Raw genomic sequence first — 25,647 nt, forward strand, 5'->3', positions numbered from 1 at the left:
GCATCAACAAGGACACATAAGAACAAAATGGCTGTTAAAAAAGCATTGGTGTTGAGTTGCCTGCTGGGGGCCAGCTTCCTGGCTCAGGCTGCCCCGGCCTCTTTTGTGGTGCAAGACATTCAGGTCGAGGGCCTGCAGAGGGTGACCCTGGGTGCCGCCCTGTTGAATCTGCCGGTGCGGGTCGGTGATTCCGTCGACTCCGTATCCCTGGCGAACGCTATCAAGAAGCTCTATGCCTCCGGCAACTTCGAGGACGTCAAGGTCTATCGCGACGGTCAGGTGCTGCAAGTGGTGGTCAAGGAGCGCCCGACCATCTCCAGCATCGAGTTCTCCGGCAACAAGGACATCAAGGAGGAGCAACTGACCCAGAGCCTGGAATCCTCCGGGATCCGCGTGGGTGATCCGCTTGATCGCACCGTGCTGAGCTCCCTCGAGAAAGGGCTGGAAGATTTCTACTACGGTGTGGGCAAGTACTCCGCCAAGGTCAAGGCCATCGTCACCCCGCTGCCGCGCAACCGGGTCGACCTCAAGTTCACCTTCGTGGAAGGGGAAGCGGCCAAGATCCAGCAGATCAACATCGTCGGCAACAACGTCTTCCCGGAAGAGAAGCTGCTGGCCCAGCTCTCCCTCAAGGACGACGTGCCCTGGTGGAACTTCACCGGTGATCAGCGCTACCAGAAGCAGAAGCTGGCCGGTGACATCGAAGTGCTGCGCTCCTACTACATGGACCGCGGCTACATCCGCTTCACCCAGGAGTCCACCCAGGTCTCCATGACCCCGGACAAGAAGGGGGTCTATGTCACCCTCAACGTCAAGGAAGGGGAGCAGTACAAGGTTTCCGGCATCCAGCTCAAGGGTGATCTCATCGACCGCGGCGGCGAAATGAAGGGCCTCATCCCCATCGAGGCGGGCAGCGTCTACTCCGCCAGCCAGGTAACCCATACCGAAGAGGTGCTCTCCAAGTTCCTCGGCCGTTACGGCTACGCCTATCCGAAAGTGGTCACCTTCCCCCAGATCAACGACCAGACCAAGGAAGTGGAGCTCATCGTCAACGTGGAGCCGGGTCCCCGGGTCTATGTGCGCAACATCAACTTCAGCGGCAACGTCACCACCAAGGACGAAGTGCTGCGTCGCGAGATGCGCCAGATGGAGGGCACCTGGCTCTCCTCCGACAACGTCGAGCAGTCCAAGACCCGTCTCAACCGCCTCGGCTTCTTCGAGACCGCGGAAGTGGACACCAAGCGGGTGCCGGGCAGCGATGACCAGGTCGATCTGGACTTCAAGGTCAAGGAGCAGCCGGCGGGGTCCATCAACGCCGGTATCGGCTACGGCACCGAGTCGGGTCTGAGCCTGCAGGCGGGTCTGCAGCAGGACAACTTCATGGGGACCGGCAAGAAGATCGGCATCAACGCCAGCACCAACGACTACTCCAAGAGCGTCGACCTGAGCTATAACGACCCCTACTTCACCGTGGACGGGGTGAGCCTGGGCGGCCGTCTCTACTACAACAAGTTCAGTGCAGCCGACGCCAACATCGTGGACTACGAGAACACCACCGTCGGTTTCCGTCTCTCCAGCGGCTTCCCGGTCAACGAGAACAACCGTCTCGACTTCAGCCTGGGCTACGAGAACAACAAACTGTCCCAACCCAACCCCTATGTACAGGTGGACGAGTTCTGGAAGGTCTACAACGGCAATCTGGATGGCGACAATCGCATGGTGTTCAACACCGTGGACGTCACCGCCGGCTGGACCCGCTCCACCCTCAACAAGGGTCAGTTCCCGACCTCCGGTGACCGCCAGCGGGTGAACGCCAAGGTGACGGTGCCCGGCATGGATCTGCAGTACTTCAAGCTCAACGCCGAAGATGCCCACTACTTCCCGTTTGATGCCGATCACAAATGGGTCATGCTGGCCAAGGCCCGTGCCTCCTACGGCGATGGCTACGGCACCAATGGCGATTACGAGCACGTTCTGCCGTTCTTCGAGAACTACTACGCCGGTGGTTTCGATACCCTGCGTGGTTTCAAGAGCAACACAGTCGGTCCGAAGGCGCTCTACTACTACAACTTGAGCGGTAACGACGTCATCCAGGGCACTGACAGCTCGGTCGGGGGCAACGCCCTGGCGGTGGCCTCGCTGGAAATGATCGTGCCGACACCCTTTGCCTCCGAGACCTATCAGCCCCAGCTGCGGACCAGCTTCTTCATCGACGCCGGTTCCGTGTGGGATACCCACTTCGACTACAGCCAGTATCAGAACCGTTGCTTCAGTGGTTGCAACTATCTGATGGACTACTCCGACCCGAGCAACATCCGGATGTCGACCGGCCTGTCGCTGCAGTGGCTCTCTCCCATGGGCCCGCTGGTGTTCGTGCTGGCAAGACCAATCAAGAAATACGAAGGGGACGACACCGAAGTCTTCTCCTTCAACATCGGCCGTACCTTCTAAGGGGAGCTGACGCCCCCCCGCCATGGCGGGGGAAGCATGATGGGTCGCGCGTTTGCGTGCCTCACCAGGTAACAAGACGATCTCGTGGATCGCTTGCACAATCAGGTAAATCAGGTAGCCCTCGACCGAGGGACCAAGGAGTAAGTGTGAATAAAGCGTTGAAAGTAGCTGGTTTGAGCTTTGCACTGATGGCTGCCGGCATGGGTTCTGCCTTCGCTGAGACCAAGATTGCCGTGGTCGACATGGGCGAAGTCTTCCAAAAGCTGCCCCAGCGTGAAGCCGTTGCCAAGAAGCTGAAGGGCGAGTTCGAGCCGCGCATGCGTGAACTGCAGAAGCTGGAGTCCGATGGTCAGGCACTGGTCGAGAAGTTCAAGAAGGACGAAGCCTTCATGAGCGCCGAACAGAAGAAGCAGAGCCAGGAGAAGCTGGCCAAGCTGCAGATGGAATTCAACCAGAAGCGTCAGGCGTTTGAACAGGACAACGGTCGCCGTCAGTCCGAAGAGCGCAACAAGATCCTGACTAAGGTGCAGGCTGCCATTGACGCCATCGCCAAGAGCAATGGCTACGATCTGGTGCTGGAGCGCAACGCCGCCCCTTATGCAGCCAGCAAGCTGGACATCTCCGGCCAGGTTATTTCTCAGGTTAGCAAGAGCAACTAATTGATGGCATTCACTCTCGCACAGCTGGCCCAGCAACTGGGGGCCGAGGTCCATGGGGATGGGACCCGGGAAATTCGCAAGGTCGCGACACTGGAAAAAGCCGGGGAGGGGGAGATAGCCTTCCTGTCCAACAAGAAGTACCGGCATTTTCTGGAGCAGAGCAAGGCCACTGCCGTGCTCATCACCGAGGCAGACCTGCCGTTTTGCCCCACCAACGCCCTGGTGCTCAAGGACCCCTACGTGGGCTTTGCACGGGTTGCCCAACTGCTGGACACCACCCCGCAGCCGGCCATGGATATCCATCCGAGCGCCGTCATCGCGGCGGACGTGCAACTGGGCGAGAGAGTGGCCATCGGTGCCAATGCGGTGATCGAATCCGGCGTCGTGCTGGGTGACGATGTGCGTATCGGCCCGGGCTGTTTCGTTGGCAAGGATACCCGACTGGGAGCGCGCTCCCGGTTGTGGGCCAACGTCACCCTCTATCACAACGTGACCCTGGGCACGGACTGTCTGGTACAGGCCGGCACCGTGATCGGGGCAGACGGTTTCGGTTATGCCAACGAGCGCGGCGAGTGGATCAAGATCCCCCAGCTCGGTGGCGTGACCATCGGCAACCGGGTCGAGATCGGTGCCTGCACCACCATCGACCGCGGTGCGCTGGAAGATACCCGCATCGCTGACAACGTCATCATCGACAACCAGTGCCAGATCGCCCACAACGTCGAGATCGGCTACGGCACTGCCGTGGCGGGCTCCACCGTGATGGCCGGTAGTCTCAAGGTCGGCAAATACTGTATCATTGGTGGTGCCTCCGTCTTTAACGGGCACATGGAGATCTGCGACCAGGCCACCGTCACCGGCATGGCCATGGTGATGCGTCCCATCACCGAGCCCGGTATCTACTCTTCCGGCATCCCCCTGCAAACCAATAAAGAGTGGCGCAAGACCGCCGCCCGGGTGATGCGTATCGAAGAGATGCACAAGCGGTTGAGCAAGCTTGAGAAAAAGCTGGATCAAGAATAATCACGATTGGTATAGGGTACTGTTTTGACTACTGAAAAGAAGAGCCTGGGCATCCAGGAAATCATGGATCTGCTGCCCCACCGTTATCCGTTCCTGATGGTGGACAAGGTGGAAAACTACGAGATCAGCGATGAGCGCAAGACCCTGCGCGCCATCAAGAACGTTTCGTTCAACGAGCCGATCTTCCAGGGCCACTTCCCGGCCAAGCCGGTCTTCCCCGGCGTGCTGATCCTGGAAGCCATGGCCCAGGCCACCGGTATCCTGGCCTTCACCATGGTGGGCAAGCCGTCCCCCAACGAGCTCTATTACTTTGCCTCCATCGACAATGCCCGCTTCAAGCGCCCGGTGGGCCCCGGCGATCAGCTGGTGCTGGATGTGGAGTTCCTGAAGGAGCGTCGCGGCATCGCCAAGTTCACCGGTGTCGCCACCGTCGACGGTGAAGTGGTCTGTACTGCCGAACTGATGTGCGCCAAGCGCGAGGTATAACCGTGATCGATCAGACTGCCATCATCCACGACACCGCCATCGTCCATGAGTCTGCCGTCATCGGCAAAGGGGTTGAAATCGGCCCCTTCACCGTCATCGGCGCCGAGGTGGAAATCGGTGACAACACCTGGGTGAGCTCCCACGTGGTGATCAAGGGCCCGACCAAGATCGGTCGCGGCAACAAGATCTTCCAGCACACCTCCATCGGTGAGGATTGCCAGGACAAGAAGTACGCCGGCGAGCGCACCTTCCTCGAGATCGGCGACAACAACGTGTTTCGCGAGAACTGCACCGTGCACCGCGGCACCACCCAGGACCAGAGCCTGACCAAGGTGGGTAGCGGCAACCTGTTCATGGTCAACGTTCACGTGGCCCACGACTGCATCATCGGTGACAACTGCATCTTCGCCAACAACGCCACCCTGGCGGGCCATGTGCACATCGGTGACTTCGTGATCTTCGGCGGTCTGTCTGCCATTCACCAGTTCGGCCGCGTCGGCTCCCACGCCTTCGTCGGCGGCTGCGCTGCCCTGAACAAGGACGTGCCGCCCTACGTGATGGCCGCCGGTAACTACGCCAAGCCGTTCGGGGTCAACTCCGAAGGCCTGCGTCGTCGTGGCTTCAGCGCCGAGGCGATCTCCGCCGTCAAGCGCGCCTACAAGGAGATCTTCCGCTCCGGCAAGACCATTGAAGAGGTGTTGCCCGTGCTGAGCGAGATGGCCCAGAGCGAACCGGCCATCCAGCTCTATGTGGATTTCCTCAAGGACAACGAGCGCGGGATCATCCGTGCCTGATCCCATTCGCATCGGCATCATCGCCGGAGAGACCTCCGGCGACATCCTGGCCGCAGGGCTGGTGCGCGAACTGCAAGCCCGCTACCCGGATGCGCAGTTCGAAGGGATCGCCGGGCCGCGGATGCAGGCTCTCGGCGTGAAGGCGCTGTTCGAGATGGAGGAGCTCTCCGTCATGGGCATCACCGAGGTGCTGGGCCGTCTGCCCCGCATCCTCCAGGTACGCCGCGAACTGCTGCGCCACTTCATCGCCAATCCCCCCGACATCTTCGTCGGTGTGGATGCACCGGATTTCAATATCGGGGTGGAGCTGAAACTGCGCCGCGCCGGTATCAAGACGGTCCACTATGTCAGCCCCTCCGTCTGGGCCTGGCGTCAGGGCCGCATTCACAAGATCAAGGCCGCCACCGACATGGTGCTCGCCTTCCTGCCATTCGAGAAAGCCTTCTACGACCGTTTCGATGCCCCCTGTCGCTTCGTCGGCCACACCATGGCGGACGACATTCCCCTGGTCCCGGATCAAGGGGCGGTGCGCGAGGCCCTCTGCATCGATCCCGCCCGTCGCTGGCTGGCGGTGCTGCCGGGGAGTCGCACGGCGGAAGTGGGCTTCATGGCGCCGGTCTTCCTCGAGGCGTGCAAGCACCTGACGGTGCACAACCCGGATCTCGGTTTCATCGTGCCTCTGGTCAACCAGAAACGGCGCGAGCAGTTCCTCGCCATCAAGGCCGAGGTGGCCCCGGAGCTCGATATGGTGCTGCTGGACGGCCAGGGCCGCGAGGCCATGATTGCCGCCGACGTGGTGATGCTCGCCTCCGGCACCGCGGCCCTCGAGGCCATGCTGGTGAAAAAGCCCATGGTGGTCGGTTACAAGCTCAAACCCTTCAGCTACTTGCTGGCCCAGTGGCTGGTGAAGACGGATTATGTCTCCCTGCCGAACCTGCTGGCGGACAAGATGCTGGTGCCCGAGCTCATCCAGCACGAGTGCACCCCGGCCAACCTGGTGGAAGAGGTGAGCAAGCTGCTGGACCATGACAACAGCGAGCTCATCGCCACCTTCACCCGGTTGCACGAGAAGATCCGCTGCAATGCGGATGTGCAGGCAGCGGAAGCGGTTGCCGCGCTGCTGGAACGCTAGTGGGCCCTGCCTGTGTGTCAGGCGTGATGTTGTGCTGATACTGGCCCTGCGGGGCCGGTTTTGATTCAAGGCTATGAGATGACGATCGATATTCCCGAAGACAAGCTGATTGCCGGAGTGGACGAGGTGGGTCGCGGCCCCCTGGTGGGTGACGTGGTCACCGCCGCGGTGATCCTGGATCCTGCCAATCCCATCCTTGGCCTCGCCGACTCCAAGAAGCTCTCCGAGAAGAAGCGCCTCGCCCTGTTTGGCGAGATCAAAGAGAAGGCGCTGGCCTATGCCATCGGCCGCGCCAGCCCGGCGGAAATCGACGAACTCAACATCCTGCACGCCACCATGCTGGCGATGCAGCGCGCCGTGGCGGGGCTCAAGGTGACGCCCGAGCTGGTCTTCATCGACGGCAACCGCTGCCCCAGATTGCCGATGGAGGCCCGCGCCGTGGTCAAGGGGGACAGCCTGGTGGCCGCCATCAGCGCCGCCTCCATCCTCGCCAAGGTGACCCGGGACGCCGAGATGACCGAGCTGGACAGCCGCCATCCCGAGTACGGTTTCGCCCGCCACAAGGGCTACCCGACGGCGGAGCACCTCGCCATTCTGGCCGAACGGGGTCCGCTGCCCGAATACCGGCAGAGCTTCAAGCCGGTGCGCCGCGCCCTGGGGATCGAATAACCGATGCCGATCTGTCTGAACGATTTCTGCTTGCGCAATGAGAGGGCGTGACTATGGCTGATCCCCGCTTCATCCACCTGAGGGTGCACTCCGACTTCTCCATGGTCGACGGCCTGCAGAAGATCGGTCCCATCGTCTCCGCTGCCGCCGCCAACAACATGCCGGCCCTGGCCCTGACGGACCAGATGAACATGTGCGGCCTGGTGCGCTTCTACGGCTCTGCCCACGGCAAGGGGATCAAGCCCCTGGTCGGGGCGGATTTCTGGGTGCAGAGCGACGAGCTTGGGGACGAGCAGTTTCGCCTCACCCTGCTCGCCATGGACAACGACGGCTACCAGAACATCACCCTGCTCATCTCCCGCGGCTATCAGCGCGGTCATGTGCAGGGGCGCCCCGTCATCGACAAGGCCTGGCTTGGCGAACATGCCAAGGGGGTGATCGTCCTCTCCGGCGGGCGCGAGGGGGATGTGGGCAAGTTCCTGCTCAAGGGCAACCGCCAGATGGTGGAGCATTGCCTCACCTTCTACCAGACCCACTTCCCGGATGCCTACTACCTAGAGCTGCTGCGTACCGGCCGCCCCGATGAAGAGGTTTACCTCCACATGGCGGTGGCCATTGCCACCGAGTTCGCACTGCCGGTGGTGGCCACCAACGAGGTGGTGTTCCTCACCGCCGATGACTTCGATGCCCACGAGATCCGGGTCGCCATCCACGACGGCTACACCCTGATGGACAAGCGCCGACCGCGCCGCTACAGCCCCCAGCAGTACCTGCGCAGTCAGGAGGAGATGGCGGAGCTGTTTGCCGACATCCCGGAAGCCCTAGAAAACACGGTGGAGATCGCCAAGCGCTGCAACGTGACGGTGCGCCTTGGCGAGTATTTCCTGCCCAACTTCCCCACCGGCGACATGACCACCGAGGACTTCCTGGTCATGAAGTCGAAGGAAGGACTGGAGGAGCGGCTGGCCTTCCTGTTCCCGGATCCGGCGGTGCGGGCCGAGCGCCGTCCCGAGTATGACGAGCGTCTCGACATCGAGCTCAAAGTGATCAACCAGATGGGCTTCCCGGGTTACTTCCTCATCGTGATGGAGTTTATCCAGTGGTCCAAGGACAACGGCATCCCCGTCGGTCCGGGCCGGGGCTCGGGGGCGGGGTCGCTGGTGGCCTACGCCCTCAAGATCACCGATCTCGATCCGCTGGAATTTGACCTGCTGTTCGAACGTTTCTTGAACCCCGAGCGGGTCTCCATGCCCGACTTCGACGTCGACTTCTGTATGGACAGGCGCGACGAGGTGATCGATCACGTCTCCGAGATGTATGGCCGGGAGGCGGTGTCCCAGATCATCACCTTCGGCAGCATGGCAGCCAAGGCGGTGGTGCGGGACGTCGGCCGGGTGCTGGGCCACGCCTACGGCTTTGTCGATCGCATTTCCAAGCTGATCCCGCCCGACCCCGGCATGACCCTCGCCAAGGCGTTCGAAGCCGAGCCCAAGTTGCCGGAGCTCTACGAGCAGGACGAGGAGGTCAAGGACCTCATCGACATGGCCCGCCGCCTGGAAGGGGTGGTGCGCAACGCTGGCAAGCACGCCGGTGGCGTGGTGATCGCGCCCACCAAGATCACCGACTTCGCGCCGCTCTATTGCGACGACGAGGGGCATCACCCGGTCACCCAGTTCGACAAGAACGACGTGGAGTATGCGGGCCTGGTGAAGTTCGACTTCCTGGGGCTGCGCACCCTCACCATCATCGACTGGGCCCTTGGCATGATAAACCCCCGTCTTGCCAAAGAGGGCAAGCCGCCGGTGGACATCGCCGCCATCCCCATCGACGACAAGAAGTCGTTCGCCCTCTTGCAGCGTTTCGAGACCACGGCGGTGTTCCAGCTCGAATCCCGCGGCATGAAGGATCTCATCAAGCGGCTGCAGCCCGACTGCTTCGAAGACATGATCGCGCTGGTGGCCCTGTTCCGTCCGGGCCCGCTCCAGTCGGGCATGGTGGACAACTTCATCGAGCGCAAGCACGGCAAGGAGGCCATCTCCTACCCGGACGAGAAGTGGCAGCACGAGAGCCTCAAACCCATACTCGAGCCCACCTACGGCATCATCCTCTACCAGGAGCAGGTGATGCAGATCGCCCAGACCCTTGCGGGGTATACCCTGGGTGGCGCGGACATGCTGCGTCGGGCCATGGGCAAGAAAAAACCCGAAGAGATGGCCAAGCAGCGGGCGGGCTTCGAGGAGGGGGCGGTCAAGAACGGCGTCGACGGCGAACTGGCGATGAAGATCTTCGATCTGGTGGAGAAGTTTGCGGGCTACGGCTTCAACAAGTCCCACTCCGCTGCCTATGCGCTGGTCTCTTACCAGACCCTCTGGCTCAAGACCCACTTCCCGGCGGAGTTCATGGCGGCGGTGATGACCGCGGACATGGACAACACCGACAAGATAGTGACCCTGGTGGACGAGTGTCAGCGCATGGGGCTGACCGTGATCCCGCCGGACGTCAACACCGGTCGCTACCGCTTCAGCGTCAACGAGGACGGCCATATCGTCTACGGTATCGGCGCGGTGAAGGGAGTAGGGGAAGGGCCCATCGAGGCGATCCTGGACGCGCGGGATCGGGACGGTCCGTTCCGCGACCTGTTCGATTTCTGCAACCGGGTCGACATCAAGAAGCTCAACAAGCGGGTGATGGAGAAGCTCATCCTCTCCGGCGCCATGGACAGGCTCGGCCCCCACCGCGCCGCCCTGATGGCAACCCTGGAGGAGGCGATGCGCGCCGCCGAGCAGCACGCCAAGGCCCAGGCGGTGGGGCAGGTCGACATGTTCGGCGTGCTCACGGAGGAGATCGACGACGTCAAGAAGGCGTTCGCCAACGTGCCGCACTGGCCTGACAAGGTGTGGCTGGAAGGGGAACGCGAGACCCTCGGGCTCTACCTCACCGGTCACCCCATCAACCAGTACAGCAGCGAGCTGCGGCGCTACACCTCGGGCCGACTGTGCGATCTGCATCCCACCTCCCGGGATACGGTGACCACGGCGGCGGGGTTGGTGATCGCGGCACGCAGCATGGTGACCAAGCGCGGCAACAAGATGGGGATCTTCACCCTGGACGACAGATCCGGCCGTCTGGATGTGACCCTTTTCAGTGAAGCGCTGGAAAAATACGAAGAATTGATGCAAAAAGACCGTATTTTAGTGGTTTCTGGACAGGTCAGCTTTGATGACTTCTCCGGTGGCCTTAAAATGTCGGCCCGCGAGTTGCTGGATATCAACGATGCGAGGGAGCGTTTTGCCAGGGCAATCCGCATCTCCCTCGATGAACAACGCATTGACGAGCGCTTTTTCCCGCGTTTGTGCGAGATTTTGGAGCCCGCCCGTGCCGGAGTCTGTCCGGTTCAGGTAAACTATCGTCGCCCCGGTTCCCGGGTGCGATTGACGCTCGGTACCGAGTGGCGGGTGACGCCCACCGATCAACTGATAGATGACTTGCGAGTCCTGCTTGGACGAGAGCGGGTTGAATTGGTTTTTGATTAGAGGATCTATTGTCCCTATGAGTCTTTTTCTGGATTTTGAACAGCCGATCGCCGAGTTGCAGGCACAGATCGATGAACTGCGCCATGTGAGCGAGCACAACAGTGCCGTGGATCTCAGCGAAGACATTCGCCGGCTGGAGAAGAAAAACGAAGAGCTGACCAAGAAGATCTTCGGCGATCTGGGTGCCTGGCAGGTATCCCAGATGGCACGTCATCCCCAGCGCCCCTACACCCTCGACTACATCGAGCAGATCTTCACCGATTTCGACGAGCTGGCCGGGGATCGCGCCTATGCCGATGACAAGGCCATCGTCGGCGGCATCGCCCGTCTCGACGGCGAGCCCGTGATGATCATCGGTCACCAGAAGGGGCGCGAGACCAAGGAGAAGATCAAGCGCAACTTCGGCATGCCGCGCCCGGAAGGGTACCGCAAGGCCCTGCGCCTGATGGAGATGGCCGAGCGCTTCAAGATGCCGATCATCACCTTCATCGACACCCCGGGTGCCTACCCCGGCGTGGGTGCCGAGGAGCGTGGCCAGTCCGAAGCCATCGCCCGCAACCTGAAAGTCATGGCCGGCCTGACCGTGCCGGTGGTCTGCACCGTGATCGGTGAAGGCGGCTCCGGCGGCGCCCTGGCCATCGGCGTGGGCGATCGGGTCAACATGCTGCAGTACTCCACCTACTCCGTCATCTCCCCGGAAGGGTGCGCCTCCATCCTCTGGAAGAGCGCCGAGAAGGCCTCGGTGGCGGCGGATGCCATGGGCATCACCGCCCAGCGCCTGAAGGAGCTGAAGCTCATCGACAACATCGTCGAGGAGCCTCTCGGCGGTGCCCACCGCGACGTGGAGAAGATGGCCAAGCACCTGAAAGCGCGCATCAAGCAGGATCTGGATGCCCTGCGCCCCCTCGACAGCGAGCAACTGCTGGAGCAGCGCTACCAGCGTCTGCTGGGTTACGGCTACTGCTGATCTGCCGCTTCCAATAAAAAGTCCCCGCATGCGGGGACTTTTTTTATGGGCGACGTTTGTGGGGGGACGCCGGGCGGGCCTCAGGGGGCGGTCAGCGCCCGGTGCATGGGGGCGGAAGCACGCCCTCCGGCAGGGCTCAGGGCCCGCCACTCCCGCCACAGCAGCCAGCACAGGGGGGGCGTCAGCAGCAGCACGGTGGCGGGCTGTGCCATCAAGACCCCGTCGCGCCCCCACCAGAGGGGCAGCAGGAAGATGAGGGGCAGCAGCAGCACCGTCTTGGCCACGGAGATGACGAGGGCCTGGCGGGTGCGGGCCATGGCCTGCAACAGCACGATGCCGAACATGACGATCCCCTCCAGGGGCAGGGCAGCGAGGTTGAGGGTCAGGCTGCTGATGGCGGCGGCGAGCAGCTCTGCGTCCTGATCCCCGGTGTAGAGCATGGCGACCGGCTGCGGCAGCAGCTGGACAATCAGCCAGACCCCCAGGCCATAGACCAGGGTGATCTTGAGCCCCATCGCCATCAGGAACTGGAGGTCGCGATGGCGCCCGGCCCCTGCTGCCTGGCTCACCAGGGGCTGGATGCCAAACGCCAGTCCCTGCAGGATGACGATGAAGACCGCCTCCGTGTACCCCGCCACGGTGAAGCCCGCCAGATCCTTGACCGTGCCGTGCACCATCAGCTGGCTGTTGTGCAGCAGCAACAGCAGCCCCAGATTGAACTGGGCGATGAGGCTCGGCAGCCCGGTGAAGAGCAGGCCGGGCATGGCCGGGAAGCGTGGCACCAGCTGGCGCCAGGTCAGCCGCAACCGGGCGTGGCGGGTGAAGAAGTACCCCAGGCCGAGCAGGCTGACCATGGCCTCCGAGAGGAGGGTGGCCTGGGCCGTGCCGGTGAGGCCGAGCCCGAGCCGGCCCACCATGATGTAGTTGAGCAGGATGTTGAGGAGGGCGCCGCCGCTCACCAGTACCATGGCGAGGCGAGGGCGGCCGTCGTTGCGAAGCAGGTAGGGCACCGCCAGGTTGCTGGCGAGCAGCAGGGTGCCACCGCCAATCCAGGTGAGGTAGTCGCTGGCCTGCTGCCAGGTGTCGGTGCCGGGGGCCATTCCCAGGGCCTGCAGGATATCGGTGTGCCAGTGGTGCAGCAGCAGCGGCGCTACCGTGCCCAGGATCAGCAGCAGCCAGAGGGCGCTGACCAGAGCCTGGCGGGCCAGAGCGAGGTTCCTGGCGCCCTGCTGGAAGGAGATGGCGGTGGCGGCCCCCATGGCGATCATGGCGGCGAGGCCGATGAGCACCATGATGACCGGATAGACCAGGTTGATGCCGGCAAGGCCGGCGGCCCCCACGTAGTGGCCGACGAAGATGCCGTCCACCAGGTAGTAGGCGCCGGAGACCAGCATGGCCATGACGGAGGGGAGGGCATAGCCCCAGAAACGGCGGGCCATGGCCCGTTGACGCAGGCGGAAGTAGGCGGACATATCTGTACTCGGGAAAAGGGCCGGAATCGAGCAGACAGTCTATTTTCTTATGGATTAATTGATAATCAGGCTTTCATTTGATGGATTACTGAATTCGGCTCATCAATTAACGGATCCTGTGATACTCCTTCAGCATGTCGATCAGGGCTCGCAGCCCTTGCCCCAGCTGGTGCCGGCCCGGATAGAAGAGGTTGAACCCGGCAAAGCTGGGGCTCCAGTCATCCAGCACGCTCACCAGCCGCCCCGATGCCAGGGCGTCGAACACCTCCCCTTCATGGCAGTAGGCGAGCCCGAGCCCCGCCTCGGCCGCCCCCAGGTAGAGCGCAGGCGTGCTGGTGGTGAGCGGGCCCGTCACTTCGATCTCCAGCAGTTCCCCCTCGGCGGCAAAGGCCCAGCGATAGTGGTGATGGGGCGTGAGCCGATAACCGATGCAGTCGTGCTGGCGGAGATCCGAGGGGTGGCGAGGGGTGCCACGCCGTGCCAGATAGTCGGGGGAGCCCACCACCAGATAGCGCTGCTGCGGGCCCAGGGGAACCGAGATCATCTCCTGGGGCAGCAGGTCGCCGTAGAAGAGGGCGGCGTCGTAGCCATCCTCGATGAGGCGGGGCATCAGCTCCAGCTCCTCCACCTCCACCTGCATGCGCGGGTAGCGCACCAGATAGTCGATGAGCACCGGGGCCAGCACTTCCTGGATGGCGGCTCGGGGGGCACAGAGCCTGAGCCTGCCCACGGGTTCGCCCGCGTGGCGCGTCAGCTCCGCCAGCGCCGCCTCCAGTTGCCCCAGGGTCGGCAGTACCTGGGCCAGCAGCCGTTCGCCCGCTTCGGTCGGCACCACGGCCCGGGTGCTGCGATTGAGCAGCCTGACGGCCAGGCGACTCTCCAGCCCTTTGAGGGCATGACTCAGGGCCGAGGCGGACACCCCGAGCTCGAGGGCGGCCTTGCTGAAACTGCGGTGACGGGCGACGGCGGCAAACACGGCCAGCTCGGCGAGATCGGTGCGGGAGAGGGTCATGGTCGGTACGCAGAAAAGGGGCGGACACAAAGGGTACGCCATGGGGCGACGGGAGACAATCGGGGGGCAACGAGGGGGTTGTGACAAAATTGTTGCGTGTTTCAAGGGTGAGGTGGATCACACTAAAAAGTTTATATGTTAAAAAAAAATCGCAATATGGCGATTCAAGTGTGATCTGAAGCGACGGAAAGGCGATTCCAATCAAACTTTGGTTGATTAATTCAAAAAAACGCTGTGATTAATAGGGCCTTTTAACTAGAGTCATCTCATCGGATGAGGTGAGCGTTATCCCGTTGTTAACGAGCGAGCACGATCCCCTCTGTATTACGACTCCCCGCCCGTGTTTGTTGCAATCAGGTTGCCACAGGGAGTGGCGGCCGGATGGCCGGGGCGGAGGAACAAACAGGACGAATAGCTGGAGTTCCAGGGAAAGGAACCGGGCCCAGGCCCACTGACAAGTTAAGATCCCACTTTCCTTGATGACAGGAACACCCCTATGTCTGACATGAACATTGCAGTTGAAGGCAGCTTGAGCAAAGCCTCCTCCCGTGGCATCAACAAGGCCGACGTGGTCTGGATGCTGGGTCTGTACGGTACCGCCATCGGCGCCGGTGTCCTCTTCCTGCCGATCAATGCCGGTGTCGGTGGCCTGTGGCCGCTGGTCGCCATGCTGATCCTGGCCCTGCCGCTGACCTTCTTCGCCCACCGTGGCCTGACCCGCTTCGTGCTGTCCGGCTCCACCCGTGACGGCGACATCACCGAGGTGGTGGAAGAGCACTTCGGCAAGACCGCAGGCAAGTTCATCACCCTGCTCTACTTCTTCGCCATCTACCCCATCCTGCTGATGTACTCCGTGGCCATCACCAACACCGTCGAGAGCCTGATGGTGCACCAGCTAGGCATGACGGCACCTCCCCGTGCCATCCTCTCCCTGGTGCTGATCCTGGGCCTGATGGCGATCGTTCGCCTGGGCGGCCAGGTCATCGTCAAGGCGATGAGCGTGCTGGTCTTCCCGTTCGTGGTCACCCTGATGGGCCTGGCGGTCTACCTGATCCCGCACTGGAACGGTGCCATCATCACCGAAGCCCCGGCGCTGGGTGAGGCCTTCAATGGTGACTTCATCAAGACCCTGTGGCTGGCCATCCCGGTGATGGTGTTCTCCTTCAACCACTCCCCGATCATCTCCTCCTTCGCGGTGGACAACAAAGGCCGCTACGGCGCCAACGCCGAGAAGAAGTGCAGCAACATCCTGCTGGGCGCCCACGTCATGATGGTGATGACAGTGATGTTCTTCGTGTTCAGCTGCGTGCTGAGCCTCTCCCCGGCTGACCTGGCGGCGGCCAAGGAGCAGAACATCTCCATCCTCTCCTACCTGGCCAACCACTTCGACAACCCGGTGATCGCCACCGTGGCACCGCTCATCGCCATGGTTGCCATCAGCAAGTCCTTCCTGGGTCACTACCTGGGTGCGCAAGAGGGCATGAACGGCCTGATGGCCAAGTCCCTGCGCGAGAAGGGCAAGAACGTCGACGTCAAGCAGCTGAACAAGGTGACCGCGGTCTTCATGATCCTGACCACCTGGGCCGTGGCCACCATCAACCCGAGCATCCTCGGCATGATTGAAGATCTGGGCGGCCCCATCATCGCCATGCTGCTCTTCCTGATGCCGATGTACGCCATCGCCAAGGTGCCGGCCATGCGCAAATATGCCGGCAACCTCAGCAACGGCTTCGTCACCCTCATCGGCCTCATCGCCATGTCCGGTATCATCTACAAGCTGATTGCCTGATGACAGCGTTCATCCCTGTGAGAAAGCCGCCCCCCGGTGAAGTGAACCCCGAAAGTTGGACACCCAACGAGTAGGGGTTCTTCGTTTCTATGGGAAAGCAAAAATACTCGACCGACTTCAAACGTCAGGTCGTTCTTCACTATCTCAGTGGTCATGACGGTGCCAAAAAGACGGCCGCCCTGTTTGGTATCGATCATGGCGCCGTTCGCCGCTGGACCGAGCATTGGAAAGTCAGTGGTGAAGCTGGCTTGACCATCACGACCAAAGCTTATTCTGCTGAGTTCAAAGAGGAAGTTCTGCTTTGGATGAAGCAGAATTGTGCCTCTTCTCGCAAGGCTGCTGCGACATTCAAGATCGCCGCCGCCTGCACCGTCAGCCGGTGGGAGCGTCTTTATCGTGAAGGCGGTATCATGGCCCTCCGTGATAAACGCACAGAACGCACCATGACTTCAGAGAAGACGCCCCCCGGCAAACCGCTCACCGCCCCCTATCCCACCTTCCACAGTGCCGAGGAAGAGCTTGAATACCTGCGAGCGGAGAACGCCTATCTAAAAAAACTGCATGCCTTGGCGCGGGAAAAACAGCAGAAAAAGCAAAAGTCATTTCCGGGCTAAGGCAACACCATAAGCTGGCCACGCTGCTGCATATCGCCGGGTTGCCACGCAGTACCTTCTATTGGCAGATGAGCTCAGATGCCAGCACAAAGGCCTACGAGCATGAAGCAGAGCGGGTCAAGGCACTGTTTCATCACCATAAAGGGCGTTATGGTTATCGACGGATCACCCTGGCGCTGCGAAATGAGGGATGTCATCTCAACCATAAAACCGTGCGTAAACTCATGCGAAAACAGGAGCTTGCCTCTAACCTGCGCCGCAAGAAATACCGCTCGTACAAGGGGACATACGGCCATATTGCCCCGAACCTCTTGCAGCGTGATTTTCACGCCGATGCCCCGAACCAGAAATGGGTCACCGATGTGACGGAGTTCAATCTCAAAGGGCAGAAGCTATACCTGTCCCCGGTGCTGGACCTGTATAACAGCGAGATCATCGCCTGGCAGATGGCCACGCACCAGGGAATGCCATTGGTGGACAAGATGCTGGATGACGCCCTGGCAACATTGGGGCCAGGAGACACGCCGGTGCTGCACTCGGATCAAGGCTGGCAATATCAGATGGCCAGCTATCAGACGCGGTTATCGTCAAGGGAGGTGAAGCAAAGCATGTCACGCAAAGGGAACTGCTTGGACAATGCGGTGGTAGAAAACTTCTTCGGGCTGCTAAAGAGCGAATGCTGGTTCAACGAGAAATACGAGGACACGGAGCAGTTGAAGCGAGCAGTGGATGAATACATCCACTACTACAACCATGAACGGCTCAAAGTAAAACTAAACGGCCTGAGCCCGGTACAGTACCGAACTCAGGCCATGTCATCCGCCAGCTAACGTGTCCAATAAATGGGGTTCACTTCACCGGGGCGGTTTTTTTATGGGCACAAATGCTTAACAAAGCGGTGGTGGCGGCCTAACATGGCGGGATGTTTTTCTAGACGGGACAACAGGATATGTCTGGGTTGAAAAAGGATCTCGGGCTCTGGCAGGGGATGGGGCTGCTCGCCACCTCCCTGCTCGGTACCGGGATCTTCGTGGTACCGGCCACCGCCGCCTCGCTGGCGGGAGGGGCGTCGCTGTGGGCCTGGCTGCTGCTGATTGCCCTGGTGCTGCCCATCGCCTTTACCTTCGCCCGCCTCGGGCGGCGTTATCCCCACGCGGGTGGCGCGCCCCATCTGATTGGCCTCGCCTTTGGCAACGGCGCCGAGCGCTTCTCTGCTTTCCTCTTTCTGGCGGTGCTGCCGGTGGGCCTGCCTGCCGCCCTCACCATCGCCGCCGGTTTCTGGCACGCCCTGTTCGACATGGGGGAGTGGACCCTCTGGGGCATCCAGCTGCTCACCCTGCTCGGGGTCTTTCTGCTGGGGCTGCGGGGAGCGCGCTCCTCCGGCAACCTGCAACTGCTGATCGCCCTGGCTATCCTGGGGCTCACCCTGCTTATCTGGGTCAAGGGGGATCTCAGCTGGCGCGATGCCGCCCAGCCTCTGCCAACGGCGAGCGAATGGCCCGCCATGGGCTCGGCGCTGGCGGTGATGTTCTGGTGTTTCGTGGGGCTCGAGGCCTTCGCTCACATGGGGGAGGAGTTCAAGCGGCCAGAGCGGGACTACCCCCTTGCCCTGCTGGGGGGCGTGCTGCTGGCGGGGCTCATCTACTGGGTGCACTCGCTGGTGGTGCTCAAATATGACCTCTACGGGGACGAGGCGACCAATGCCACCGCCATTCCGGCCCTGCTCTCCCTGTTGTTCGGCCCCACCGCCAAGTGGCTGGTGGCGGTGCTGGGCTATCTCTCCTGCTTCGCCAGCATCAACATCTACCTGCAAGGTTTTGCGCGCCTTATCTGGAGCATGGCGCGGGAGGGCAAACTGCCGGTCTCCCTCTCTCGCCTCTCGGCCCGGGGCGCTCCCCTGCATGCCCTTGCCTGGGTGCTCGCCATCTGTTTCGTCTCCATCACCCTGATCCTCTGGCTGCGTCTGCCCCTCGATGCGCTGATCCGCTACGCCAACGGCAACTTCGTGCTGGTCTATCTGCTCTGCATGGCGGCCGGCTGGCGCTTGTTGTCGGGGACCGGCAAGGGGCTGGCGGGCCTCAGCGTGCTGCTCTGTGCCCTGGTGCTGCTGGCCCTCGCCACCCAGGTGCTCTATGCCGTCGTGCTGAGCTTGGGGTATGGCGGCTTCTCCCTGTGGCGGCGCAGACGCCGCCGCTCGGCGTCCGATGAGGGTGTCTGCGCCATCAAGTAACTCCCGAAAAAAAGCCCCGCAGTGCGGGGCTTGTTGTTGCGGGTCACAGGCTGGCGGGCAGGTCGCTGCGCAAGATGGCGTAGTGGCGCAGGGAGATGAAGCCATCCCCCTTGCGCTCGCACTCCCGCGCCGTGCCCTCGTAGTAAAATCCGGCCCGCTCCAGCAGGCGGGCGGAGGGGTGGTTGGGCTCCTCCACCACCGCCAGCAGCCGGTGCAGGTCGGTGGTGCGGTAAGTGAGCGGGAGCCAGAGTTGCAGCGCCGCGCTCATCACCCCCTTGCCCCAGTGTTCGGGATAGAGCCAGTAGCCCAGCTCGGCACACCGGTGAGTCGGGTCGGCATCGTTGTAGCCGATGGCCCCCAGCGGCTCGCCCGTGTGCCGGTCGCGAATGAGGTGCCAGGCGCCACGGCCGGTACGGGTCAGCTCGGCATACCAATCCATCTGTGCCCGGCATGCCGCCAGGCTGTCGTAGCTGACGCCGTAGTAGGCGACGACCCGGGGATCGGAGAGGCCGCGATAGATGTGAGGCAGGTCGGTGTCGGTGACGGGATCCAGCCTGATGTGGGGTGGTGCTGATGTCATGATGACTCCTTGCGGCCAGCCGTGGCTGGCCGCGTGTGTTGCGTCATAAGAGATGGATGAGCCGGGCTGGCGTCAGGCAAACCCGAGCCGCTCGGCAAGGCGCGCCAGCTCGTCACGCCACTGCTGCTGCAGGCGCGGGGTCTGGTGCCTGGGCTTGCGGGCCAGATCGGCGGCGAGCAGGGCATCGAGCTCATACCAGCGCGCCAGCAGCGCCTCTTCGTCATCCCCCGTGGGGGCCGCGGTCTGCGGGTCACCTGATCGAGCCGGGCTGCCCGCCTGCGGCAAGGGGGCATCGCCCAGCAGCTCGGCATAGGCCCGCTCGGCGCTGTGAGCCTCCTGGATGCGCCCGTCCTGTATCAGCCAGAAGCGGTTGCAACTGCGCTCGATCAGCTCCCGGTCGTGGGAGACCAGCAGCACGCCCCCGGGGAAGGCCGCAATGGCGTCGGCCAGCTCCTCCTTGCCCGCCAGATCCAGGTGATTGGTGGGTTCGTCGAGCCAGAGCATGTGGTGGCTGCCGAGGGACAGGGCGAGGAACAGCAACCGTGCCCGCTCGCCCCCGCTCAGGGTGTGCACCTGCTGGCCGTGGCGGGCATAGGGGAAGCCCGCCCGGATCAGCGCCTGTCGCCGCGTCACCTCAGGCAGAGGGGCCAGGGGGTACAGCGCGTCGCTCAGGGTGGCGTCGTCAGCCAGCTGCTGCAGGGACTGATCGTAATAGGCGATGCTCGCGCCGGGGTGGCAGTACCAGCCTGCCTGCAGGCTCTGCGCGGTCAGTTCGCGCCAGCACTGGCGCAGCAGGGAGGACTTGCCGGTGCCGTTGGCACCGAGCAGGGCGACCCTGTCTCCCGCCCGCAGCCAGAGCCCCTCGGCACGCAGCAGCGGCGGCAGTGCCGGTGCCGGCGATACGTCGAGGGCCTCCAGCCGCAGCAGGGTGTCGGCGGGCAGGCTCACTCCGCGCAGCTCGAGCCGCCAGGGGGCCAGCGCAGCCACCTGGCTCTGCTCCTCCTGCAGGCGGGCGATGCGCTTTTCCATGGACTTGGCCTGGCGCACCAGCTTCTCGTTGTCATGCTCCCGCCCCCAGATGGCGAGGCGCTTGCTGCTGGCGCTCAGGCGGTCTATCTCCTTTTGCTCATCCGCCCGGCGCAGGCGGGTCTGCTCATCCTCGGCAGCCAGTGCCGACCTGGCCTGGCTGCAGGGCAGGGCGAAGCGGTGCAACTGGCCGTCTCGCAGGATCAGGGTCTGATCCGTGACGCGGTCCAGCAGGCGAGCGTCGTGGGAGACCAGCACGAAGGCGCCGCGCCAGCCCAGCAGAAACTGCTCGAGCCAGAGCAGGGCGGGCAAGTCCAGGTGGTTGCTGGGCTCATCGAGCAGCAGCAGGTTGGGTTGGCGCAGCAGGGCGCGGCCTATCTGCAGCCGGCTGTGCTGGCCACCGCTCAGTGCACTGACCGGCAACGTGGCCTGAGCCTCCAGCTGCAGTTCGGCCAGCAGCTTGTCCACCTGCCATTCGGCGGCGGGGTCGTTGCCCAGGGCATCCAGCAGCACGGCGCGGGTGCTGAGGGTGGAAAGCTCGGCTGGCAGTTGCTGGGCCACGAACTCGCAGCGGCAGGCGGCGGCCTGCACGATCCGGCCGGCCTGGGGCGTGCGCTCGCCCGCCAGCAGCGCGAGCAATGTGCTCTTGCCGCAGCCGTTGGCGCCAATCAGGCCGAGTCGGTCGCCTGCGCGAATGCCGAGTTCGAGGTGATCAAATAAGGGAAGGTGCCCCGCACTCATCTGCAGGGAATGGGTACTCATCAGGGTTGTCATGCTCTTGCTCTCTTAAATCGCGGGATGGGAAATCCCTGTCATCAGGAGCGCTGGCGACAACGGCAGAGTCGAGAAAGGTCTCGGTATGGAAGGGAGTCGGCTTTGCTCGAACCCGCTATCGCAGCGCGATGGTATGCAGGCAAGAGCACTTGAATGTGCCGAACAGGCGAGCCGAGAACATCGGACACGCTTGGATAACCATTTTTTACCTCCTTGTGTTTCGTTATGGCAGGGTACGGCGATTATAGGCACAGAAAAAAACAGTCGTCCATCCGCCCTGTGGGGGGCCGTGGGCACCGCATCGGGAGGCGCGGGGTAAAAAACGCCCCGTGATACGGGGCGTGGGGGTTGTCAGTCGCGGGGGGTCTTGAGGGCCTCAATCACATCGTCACTGGGTGCCAGTCCTTCCACGTGGTTGAAGCTCTCCAGCCCCTCCTGGGGATTGATGGTGAGGGCGTCGGCGCTCAGGTAGCTGCCGCTGCCGGCGCTCTCCACCACGACGATGACTTCAGGCTGCTTGTCGCCGTTGAGATCCAGCAACTTGATCTCCTTGATACTGCCATCGCGCGGCAGCACCTTGCCGTCGATGAACTGATCCAGCGGAAACTGGGGGTTGGCACCGGAGTAGAGGCGCACGTCGTAGCTGCCGGTGGAGGCGGGCTCGCCGCGCCCTTCGCTGACGGTCACCACCTGGCCGGAGGGGAGTGTCAGCTGCTTGAAGAAGCCGTCCGCCGCCTGGCTGGCGAGGGGCAGGGTGAGCAGGCCGAGAGTAAGGAATAAGGCTTTCATGGAGAGGACCCTTGTTGCTGCTTGTGTGTCTGTGACGAGCAGGGGACGCTTCCCTGCCACGTCGGAAGCGGGCAGGGGGCCGCTGGTCGGCCGCCCCCTGCCCGGGTTGTCATCACCATATCTTGACCCGTTTGGCCGGGTCCAGATAGAGCTTGTCGCCGGGCTGGATCTTGAACGCCTCGTAGAAGGCGGGGATGTTCGGTACCACGCCGTTGACCCGGTATTCCGGCGGCGAGTGGGGATCCGAGGCGAGCAGCATCTGCATCAGCTCGGGGCGATACATGCCCTTCCACACCTGGGCCCAGCCGAGGAAGAAGCGCTGCTCGCCGGTAAAACCGTCCAGCACTGGGGCCTCCTTGCCATCCAGGGAGAGCAGGTAGGCCTTGTGGGCGATGGTGAGGCCGCCGAGATCGCCGATGTTCTCCCCCAGGGTGAACTGGCCGTTGACGTACTGCCCCTTGATGGGCTCGAAGCGGTTGTACTGGGCCACCAGCCGGCTGGTGCGAAAGCGAAACTCCTTGAGGTCCGCCGGCGTCCACCAGTCGCGCATCACGCCGTCACCGTCGGATTTGGCCCCCTGATCATCAAAACCGTGGCCCATCTCGTGGCCGATCACCCCGCCGATGGCGCCGTAGTTGACCGCATCGTCCGCCGTCATGTCGAAGAAGGGGGGCTGCAAAATGGCGGCCGGGAAGACGATCTCGTTGTTGCTCGGGTTGTAGTAGGCGTTCACCGTCTGGGGCGACATGTGCCACTCGTCCCGATCGACCGGCTTGCCGAGGCGCGCCAGGTTGTCAGCGTATTCGAAGGCGCGGGCCCGCTGCAGGTTGCCCACCAGATCGTCGGGGCGAATGGTGATGGCGCTGTAGTCCTTCCACTTGTCCGGGTAGCCTATCTTGGGTCTGAACTTGGCGAGCTTCTCGAGGGCCTGGGTCTTGGTGGCCGGGGACATCCAGTCCAGCTCCTGGATGCTCTGGCCGTAGGCGGTGCGCAGGTTCTCCACCAGCTGCTCCATACGGGCCTTGGCCGCTGGCGGGAAGTAGCGCTCGACATAGAGCTTGCCCACCGCCTCCCCAAGATTGTTGTCCAGCACCCCAAGGGCCCGCTCCCAGGGGGCGCGCTGCTTGGGCGTGCCGCTCAGGGCGGTGCCGAAGAAGGCAAAATTCTGGGCATCGGTCTGGCTGTCGAGGTAGGGGGCGTAATCGGTGATGAGCTGCCACTTGAGGTAGGCCTGCCAGTCAGCGACCGGGGTCTGCTGCATCACCTCGTTCAGGGCCGAGAGGTAGGTGGGCTGGCCGATGACCAGGCTCTGCTGTCCCGCAAGGCCGGCCTGGGCTAGGTAGGCGTCCCAGTCGATGGCGGGGGCGAGGCGCCCCAGCTCGCTCACCGGTCCCTTGTTGTAGTTCTTCTCTCTGTCTCGCAGGGCCACGTTGTCCCACTGGATCTGGGCGAGCCTGGTCTCGAGGGCCAGGATGCGTTTCGCCTTGGCCTGGGCATCCGTCTCACCGAAGCGGGCCAGCATGGCGGCGATGTGCTGCTCGTACTTGTGCAGCAGCGCCTGGCTGTTGGGGTCGCGCTTGAGGTAGTAGTCCCGATCCGGCAGGCCGAGGCCGGCCTGGTAGAGGTAGACGGCATAGCTGTCAGGGGATTTGGCGTCGGCGTCTATCCAGAAACCGAAGGGGGAGCCGCCACCGGTGCGGGCGCTCTGGGCGAAGGCGCGGGCGAGATCCTGCGGCGTGCTGATCTGCTCTATCTCGCTCAGCATCGGCAGCAGGGGCGTGGTGCCCTTGGCGTTGCGGGCGGCCTGATCCAGATAGCTCTGGTAGAGGTCGTGGATCTGCTGGGCCGGGGTGCCGGTGGCGGCTTTGCCATCCAGCCCCTCCACCAGCACTCGCACGTCCGCCAGGGATTTGTCCCGCAGCAGGTAGAAGGCGCCGTCGGCGGGCCTGTCATCGGGGATCTTGGCCGTGGCGAGCCAGTGGCCGTTCACGTAGCGGAAGAAGTCGTCACCAGGCTTGACGCTGGTGTCCATGTTGGCCAGCGCAAGGCCGGAGTGTTTGTCCGGTTGGCTCGGTGCCTGACTGCAACCGGCCAGCAGGGCCAGCCCGACGAGGGTGGCCAGGATGTGTTTCTTGTTGTTCATTATGGTTTTATTCCAATTCGGGTTATATGGCTTCCTTGCCCACGCAGGGAGCGATTCACTCTAGCAGCCGGGTTAGCGCTTGATAAGCCCGACTCTGCTAAGATCGGCCTGGTCGTATTGGGGAAGCCTATGATTTCTCGTATTTATTCTCGTTTTTGTCAGACCCTGCCCACGCCGGAAGGTTCCCGCGGTCTGCTGGTGGCTTTCAGCGGCGGGCTCGACTCCACCGTCTTGCTGGTGCTGGCGGCCCGTTTTGCCCGCGCCCACGGCCTCGCCCTGAACGCCCTGCACGTTCATCACGGCCTGAGCCCACATGCCGACGACTGGGTGGCTCACTGCGAAGGGGTGTGCCGGCAACTGGCGGTGCCCCTCATCGTGGAGCGGGTGCAGCTCTGTCGGGGCAACGGGGAGAGCCTGGAGGCCCAGGCGCGGGCGGCGCGTTATGAGCGACTCGCCGCCCACCTGGGGGAGGGGGAGTGGCTGCTCACCGCTCACCATCAGGACGATCAGCTGGAGACCCTGCTGCTGGCGCTCAAGCGGGGTGCCGGTCTGCGCGGGCTGGCGGGTATGGTGGCGAGCCAGCCTTTTGCCGCAGGCCATCTGTTGCGCCCCTTGCTCGACATGAGCCGGGCCGAGCTGGCGCAAGCCGCGCAGTCACTTCCTTATGGCTGGGTAGAGGATGAGAGCAACGAGGACCCGAGCTATGACCGCAACTTCCTGCGCCAGCAGATTATTCCCCTGCTCAAGGACCGCTGGCCCGCCATGGCCCGGACGACGGCGCGCACCATGGCCCTGTGCGCCGAGCAGGAGGCGCTTATCAGCGAGCTGGCCGAGGCGGACTGGCAGGCGGTGGGTGAGGGAGAAGGGCTGCGCATTGATGGACTCCTCTCCCTCTCCCCCGTGCGGCGCAACAACCTGCTGCGCCACTGGATCCGCCGTCAGGGGGGAGCGATGCCCTCCCGCGAGCTGCTGGGCCTGCTGTGGCAGGAGGTGGCGCTGGCGCGCGATGACGCCAACCCCAGGCTGAGCCTGCAAGGGTTGGCGTGCCGCCGCTATCAGGGGCGCCTGTACCTGGTGGCGCCGGGTCTCGCCCCCCGCGAGGAGGTGCTGCCCATCGGGATGGAAGAGACGCTCACTCTGCCGGACGGGCTTGGGCAGTTCAGGCTCTGGAGAACGGATGGCGAAGGGTTGCGGACACCGAGGGAGGATGAGCCGCTCTCGGTGCGTTTTCAGGTCGCCCCCGGCGTCATGCTGAAACCGGTGGGGCGGGTGGGCAGCCGGCGGCTCAAGAAGCTTTTGCAAGAGTACGGGGTGCCCTCCTGGCAGCGGGGGCGCATTCCCATCCTCTACTACGGTGAACAGGTGGCACTGGTGGCCGGGCTCTTTGTCTGCGACGGATTTCTGGCGCCAGAAGAGGGGGTGGCGTGGGAGTGGCGGCCCCCCGTCCCCCAGGATGCGGATTGACATCGCAGAGTGACAGGGGGCCGGGAGGTGAAGGGTGATG

The 25,647-nt window shown here is 63.1% G+C and carries 19 protein-coding genes; 13 read left to right on the plus strand and 6 right to left on the minus strand.

Annotated elements, in window-relative coordinates; all coding sequences use genetic code 11:
* Window positions 1-27 precede the first annotated feature (27 nt).
* The 9 genes from bamA (at window position 28) to accA (ending at window position 11,714) form a co-directional block, all read left to right on the plus strand.
* Window positions 28-2,451, plus strand: coding sequence for an outer membrane protein assembly factor BamA (gene bamA, locus PG896_RS02720; RefSeq protein WP_029313941.1), 2,424 nt, complete (start codon window positions 28-30; stop codon window positions 2,449-2,451).
* Window positions 2,452-2,597: 146 nt separating this feature from the next.
* Window positions 2,598-3,110, plus strand: coding sequence for an OmpH family outer membrane protein (locus PG896_RS02725; protein ID WP_029313943.1), 513 nt, complete (start codon window positions 2,598-2,600; stop codon window positions 3,108-3,110).
* A gap of 3 nt (window positions 3,111-3,113) precedes the next feature.
* Window positions 3,114-4,133 (plus strand): UDP-3-O-(3-hydroxymyristoyl)glucosamine N-acyltransferase, encoded by a 1,020-nt coding sequence (gene lpxD / locus PG896_RS02730; protein WP_039039449.1) that lies wholly within the window; start codon window positions 3,114-3,116, stop codon window positions 4,131-4,133.
* 24 nt (window positions 4,134-4,157) lie between these two features.
* On the plus strand, window positions 4,158-4,619 hold the full coding sequence (fabZ, locus tag PG896_RS02735; protein WP_010673414.1) for a 3-hydroxyacyl-ACP dehydratase FabZ: 462 nt from the start codon (window positions 4,158-4,160) through the stop codon (window positions 4,617-4,619).
* Between the two features lie 2 nt (window positions 4,620-4,621).
* Window positions 4,622-5,413 (plus strand): acyl-ACP--UDP-N-acetylglucosamine O-acyltransferase, encoded by a 792-nt coding sequence (gene lpxA / locus PG896_RS02740; protein WP_010673415.1) that lies wholly within the window; start codon window positions 4,622-4,624, stop codon window positions 5,411-5,413.
* On the plus strand, window positions 5,406-6,545 hold the full coding sequence (lpxB, locus tag PG896_RS02745; protein WP_270835353.1) for a lipid-A-disaccharide synthase: 1,140 nt from the start codon (window positions 5,406-5,408) through the stop codon (window positions 6,543-6,545). Before lpxA ends, lpxB begins: the two co-directional genes overlap by 8 nt.
* Window positions 6,546-6,623: 78 nt before the next feature.
* On the plus strand, window positions 6,624-7,214 hold the full coding sequence (gene rnhB / locus PG896_RS02750) for a ribonuclease HII (protein WP_039039433.1): 591 nt from the start codon (window positions 6,624-6,626) through the stop codon (window positions 7,212-7,214).
* 53 nt (window positions 7,215-7,267) lie between these two features.
* Window positions 7,268-10,747: a DNA polymerase III subunit alpha gene (dnaE, locus tag PG896_RS02755; protein ID WP_200164405.1), complete on the plus strand. Its 3,480-nt coding sequence runs from the start codon at window positions 7,268-7,270 to the stop codon at window positions 10,745-10,747.
* A gap of 16 nt (window positions 10,748-10,763) precedes the next feature.
* Entirely contained in the window at window positions 10,764-11,714 is a 951-nt protein-coding gene (accA, locus tag PG896_RS02760; RefSeq protein WP_010673419.1) for an acetyl-CoA carboxylase carboxyl transferase subunit alpha, read from the plus strand.
* Window positions 11,715-11,794: 80 nt separating this feature from the next.
* Here accA and PG896_RS02765 read toward each other — a convergent pair whose 3' ends face one another.
* Together PG896_RS02765 and PG896_RS02770 are read right to left on the minus strand one after the other, a co-directional pair.
* On the minus strand, window positions 11,795-13,186 hold the full coding sequence (locus PG896_RS02765) for an MATE family efflux transporter (protein WP_069785586.1): 1,392 nt from the start codon (window positions 13,184-13,186) through the stop codon (window positions 11,795-11,797).
* A gap of 106 nt (window positions 13,187-13,292) precedes the next feature.
* On the minus strand, window positions 13,293-14,198 hold the full coding sequence (locus PG896_RS02770) for a LysR family transcriptional regulator (protein WP_039039436.1): 906 nt from the start codon (window positions 14,196-14,198) through the stop codon (window positions 13,293-13,295).
* Between the two features lie 496 nt (window positions 14,199-14,694).
* On the opposite strand from PG896_RS02770, the gene PG896_RS02775 reads away from it, so the two are divergent.
* From PG896_RS02775 to yjeH, 3 genes are all read left to right on the plus strand, one after another.
* Window positions 14,695-15,987 carry an HAAAP family serine/threonine permease gene (locus PG896_RS02775; RefSeq protein ID WP_039039437.1) on the plus strand — a complete coding sequence of 431 codons (1,293 nt, stop codon included), beginning with the start codon at window positions 14,695-14,697 and terminating at the stop codon, window positions 15,985-15,987.
* Window positions 15,988-16,076: 89 nt separating this feature from the next.
* Window positions 16,077-17,431 (plus strand): IS3 family transposase gene (locus PG896_RS02780; RefSeq protein ID WP_103859376.1). Its coding sequence is split into 2 segments (ribosomal slippage): window positions 16,077-16,545 and window positions 16,545-17,431, totalling 1,356 coding nucleotides; the frame shifts between segments, so codons are not numbered across the junction.
* Between the two features lie 119 nt (window positions 17,432-17,550).
* Entirely contained in the window at window positions 17,551-18,831 is a 1,281-nt protein-coding gene (yjeH, locus tag PG896_RS02785; protein WP_042015548.1) for an L-methionine/branched-chain amino acid transporter, read from the plus strand.
* Window positions 18,832-18,874: 43 nt separating this feature from the next.
* Here yjeH and PG896_RS02790 read toward each other — a convergent pair whose 3' ends face one another.
* The 4 genes from PG896_RS02790 to PG896_RS02805 form a co-directional block, all read right to left on the minus strand.
* Complete coding sequence (locus PG896_RS02790) at window positions 18,875-19,411, minus strand: GNAT family N-acetyltransferase (RefSeq protein WP_270835354.1); 537 nt, start codon at window positions 19,409-19,411, stop codon at window positions 18,875-18,877.
* Window positions 19,412-19,483: 72 nt separating this feature from the next.
* The gene (locus PG896_RS02795) at window positions 19,484-21,211 is read right to left on the minus strand and encodes an ABC-F family ATP-binding cassette domain-containing protein (protein ID WP_270835355.1); all 1,728 of its coding nucleotides are present in this window, start codon (window positions 21,209-21,211) and stop codon (window positions 19,484-19,486) included.
* 351 nt (window positions 21,212-21,562) lie between these two features.
* Window positions 21,563-22,000 carry a PliI family lysozyme inhibitor of I-type lysozyme gene (locus PG896_RS02800; protein WP_010673427.1) on the minus strand — a complete coding sequence of 146 codons (438 nt, stop codon included), beginning with the start codon at window positions 21,998-22,000 and terminating at the stop codon, window positions 21,563-21,565.
* A 112-nt stretch (window positions 22,001-22,112) separates the two neighbouring features.
* Window positions 22,113-24,143 carry a M13 family metallopeptidase gene (locus PG896_RS02805; RefSeq protein WP_270835356.1) on the minus strand — a complete coding sequence of 677 codons (2,031 nt, stop codon included), beginning with the start codon at window positions 24,141-24,143 and terminating at the stop codon, window positions 22,113-22,115.
* A gap of 129 nt (window positions 24,144-24,272) precedes the next feature.
* Here PG896_RS02805 and tilS point away from each other — a divergent pair, with 129 nt between their 5' ends.
* A complete protein-coding gene (tilS, locus tag PG896_RS02810) occupies window positions 24,273-25,607 on the plus strand; it encodes a tRNA lysidine(34) synthetase TilS (RefSeq protein WP_109422218.1) in 1,335 nt (444 codons plus the stop codon).
* The last annotated feature ends 40 nt before the right edge of the window (window positions 25,608-25,647 follow it).

This window comes from Aeromonas sp. QDB30, from assembly GCF_027707645.1.
Taxonomy (GTDB): domain Bacteria; phylum Pseudomonadota; class Gammaproteobacteria; order Enterobacterales; family Aeromonadaceae; genus Aeromonas; species Aeromonas caviae.

What these genes read in the sequence shown, in the direction of transcription:
- bamA (WP_029313941.1), top strand. Translation starts at nt 28, where the DNA reads ATGGCTGTTAAAAAAGCATTGGTGTTGAGTTGCCTGCTGGGGGCCAGC.
- lpxD (WP_039039449.1), top strand. Translation starts at nt 3,114, where the DNA reads ATGGCATTCACTCTCGCACAGCTGGCCCAGCAACTGGGGGCCGAGGTC.
- rnhB (WP_039039433.1), top strand. Translation starts at nt 6,624, where the DNA reads ATGACGATCGATATTCCCGAAGACAAGCTGATTGCCGGAGTGGACGAG.
- dnaE (WP_200164405.1), top strand. Translation starts at nt 7,268, where the DNA reads ATGGCTGATCCCCGCTTCATCCACCTGAGGGTGCACTCCGACTTCTCC.
- accA (WP_010673419.1), top strand. Translation starts at nt 10,764, where the DNA reads ATGAGTCTTTTTCTGGATTTTGAACAGCCGATCGCCGAGTTGCAGGCA.
- PG896_RS02765 (WP_069785586.1), bottom strand. Translation starts at nt 13,186, where the DNA reads ATGTCCGCCTACTTCCGCCTGCGTCAACGGGCCATGGCCCGCCGTTTC.
- PG896_RS02770 (WP_039039436.1), bottom strand. Translation starts at nt 14,198, where the DNA reads ATGACCCTCTCCCGCACCGATCTCGCCGAGCTGGCCGTGTTTGCCGCC.
- PG896_RS02775 (WP_039039437.1), top strand. Translation starts at nt 14,695, where the DNA reads ATGTCTGACATGAACATTGCAGTTGAAGGCAGCTTGAGCAAAGCCTCC.
- yjeH (WP_042015548.1), top strand. Translation starts at nt 17,551, where the DNA reads ATGTCTGGGTTGAAAAAGGATCTCGGGCTCTGGCAGGGGATGGGGCTG.
- PG896_RS02790 (WP_270835354.1), bottom strand. Translation starts at nt 19,411, where the DNA reads ATGACATCAGCACCACCCCACATCAGGCTGGATCCCGTCACCGACACC.
- PG896_RS02795 (WP_270835355.1), bottom strand. Translation starts at nt 21,211, where the DNA reads ATGACAACCCTGATGAGTACCCATTCCCTGCAGATGAGTGCGGGGCAC.
- PG896_RS02800 (WP_010673427.1), bottom strand. Translation starts at nt 22,000, where the DNA reads ATGAAAGCCTTATTCCTTACTCTCGGCCTGCTCACCCTGCCCCTCGCC.
- PG896_RS02805 (WP_270835356.1), bottom strand. Translation starts at nt 24,143, where the DNA reads ATGAACAACAAGAAACACATCCTGGCCACCCTCGTCGGGCTGGCCCTG.
- tilS (WP_109422218.1), top strand. Translation starts at nt 24,273, where the DNA reads ATGATTTCTCGTATTTATTCTCGTTTTTGTCAGACCCTGCCCACGCCG.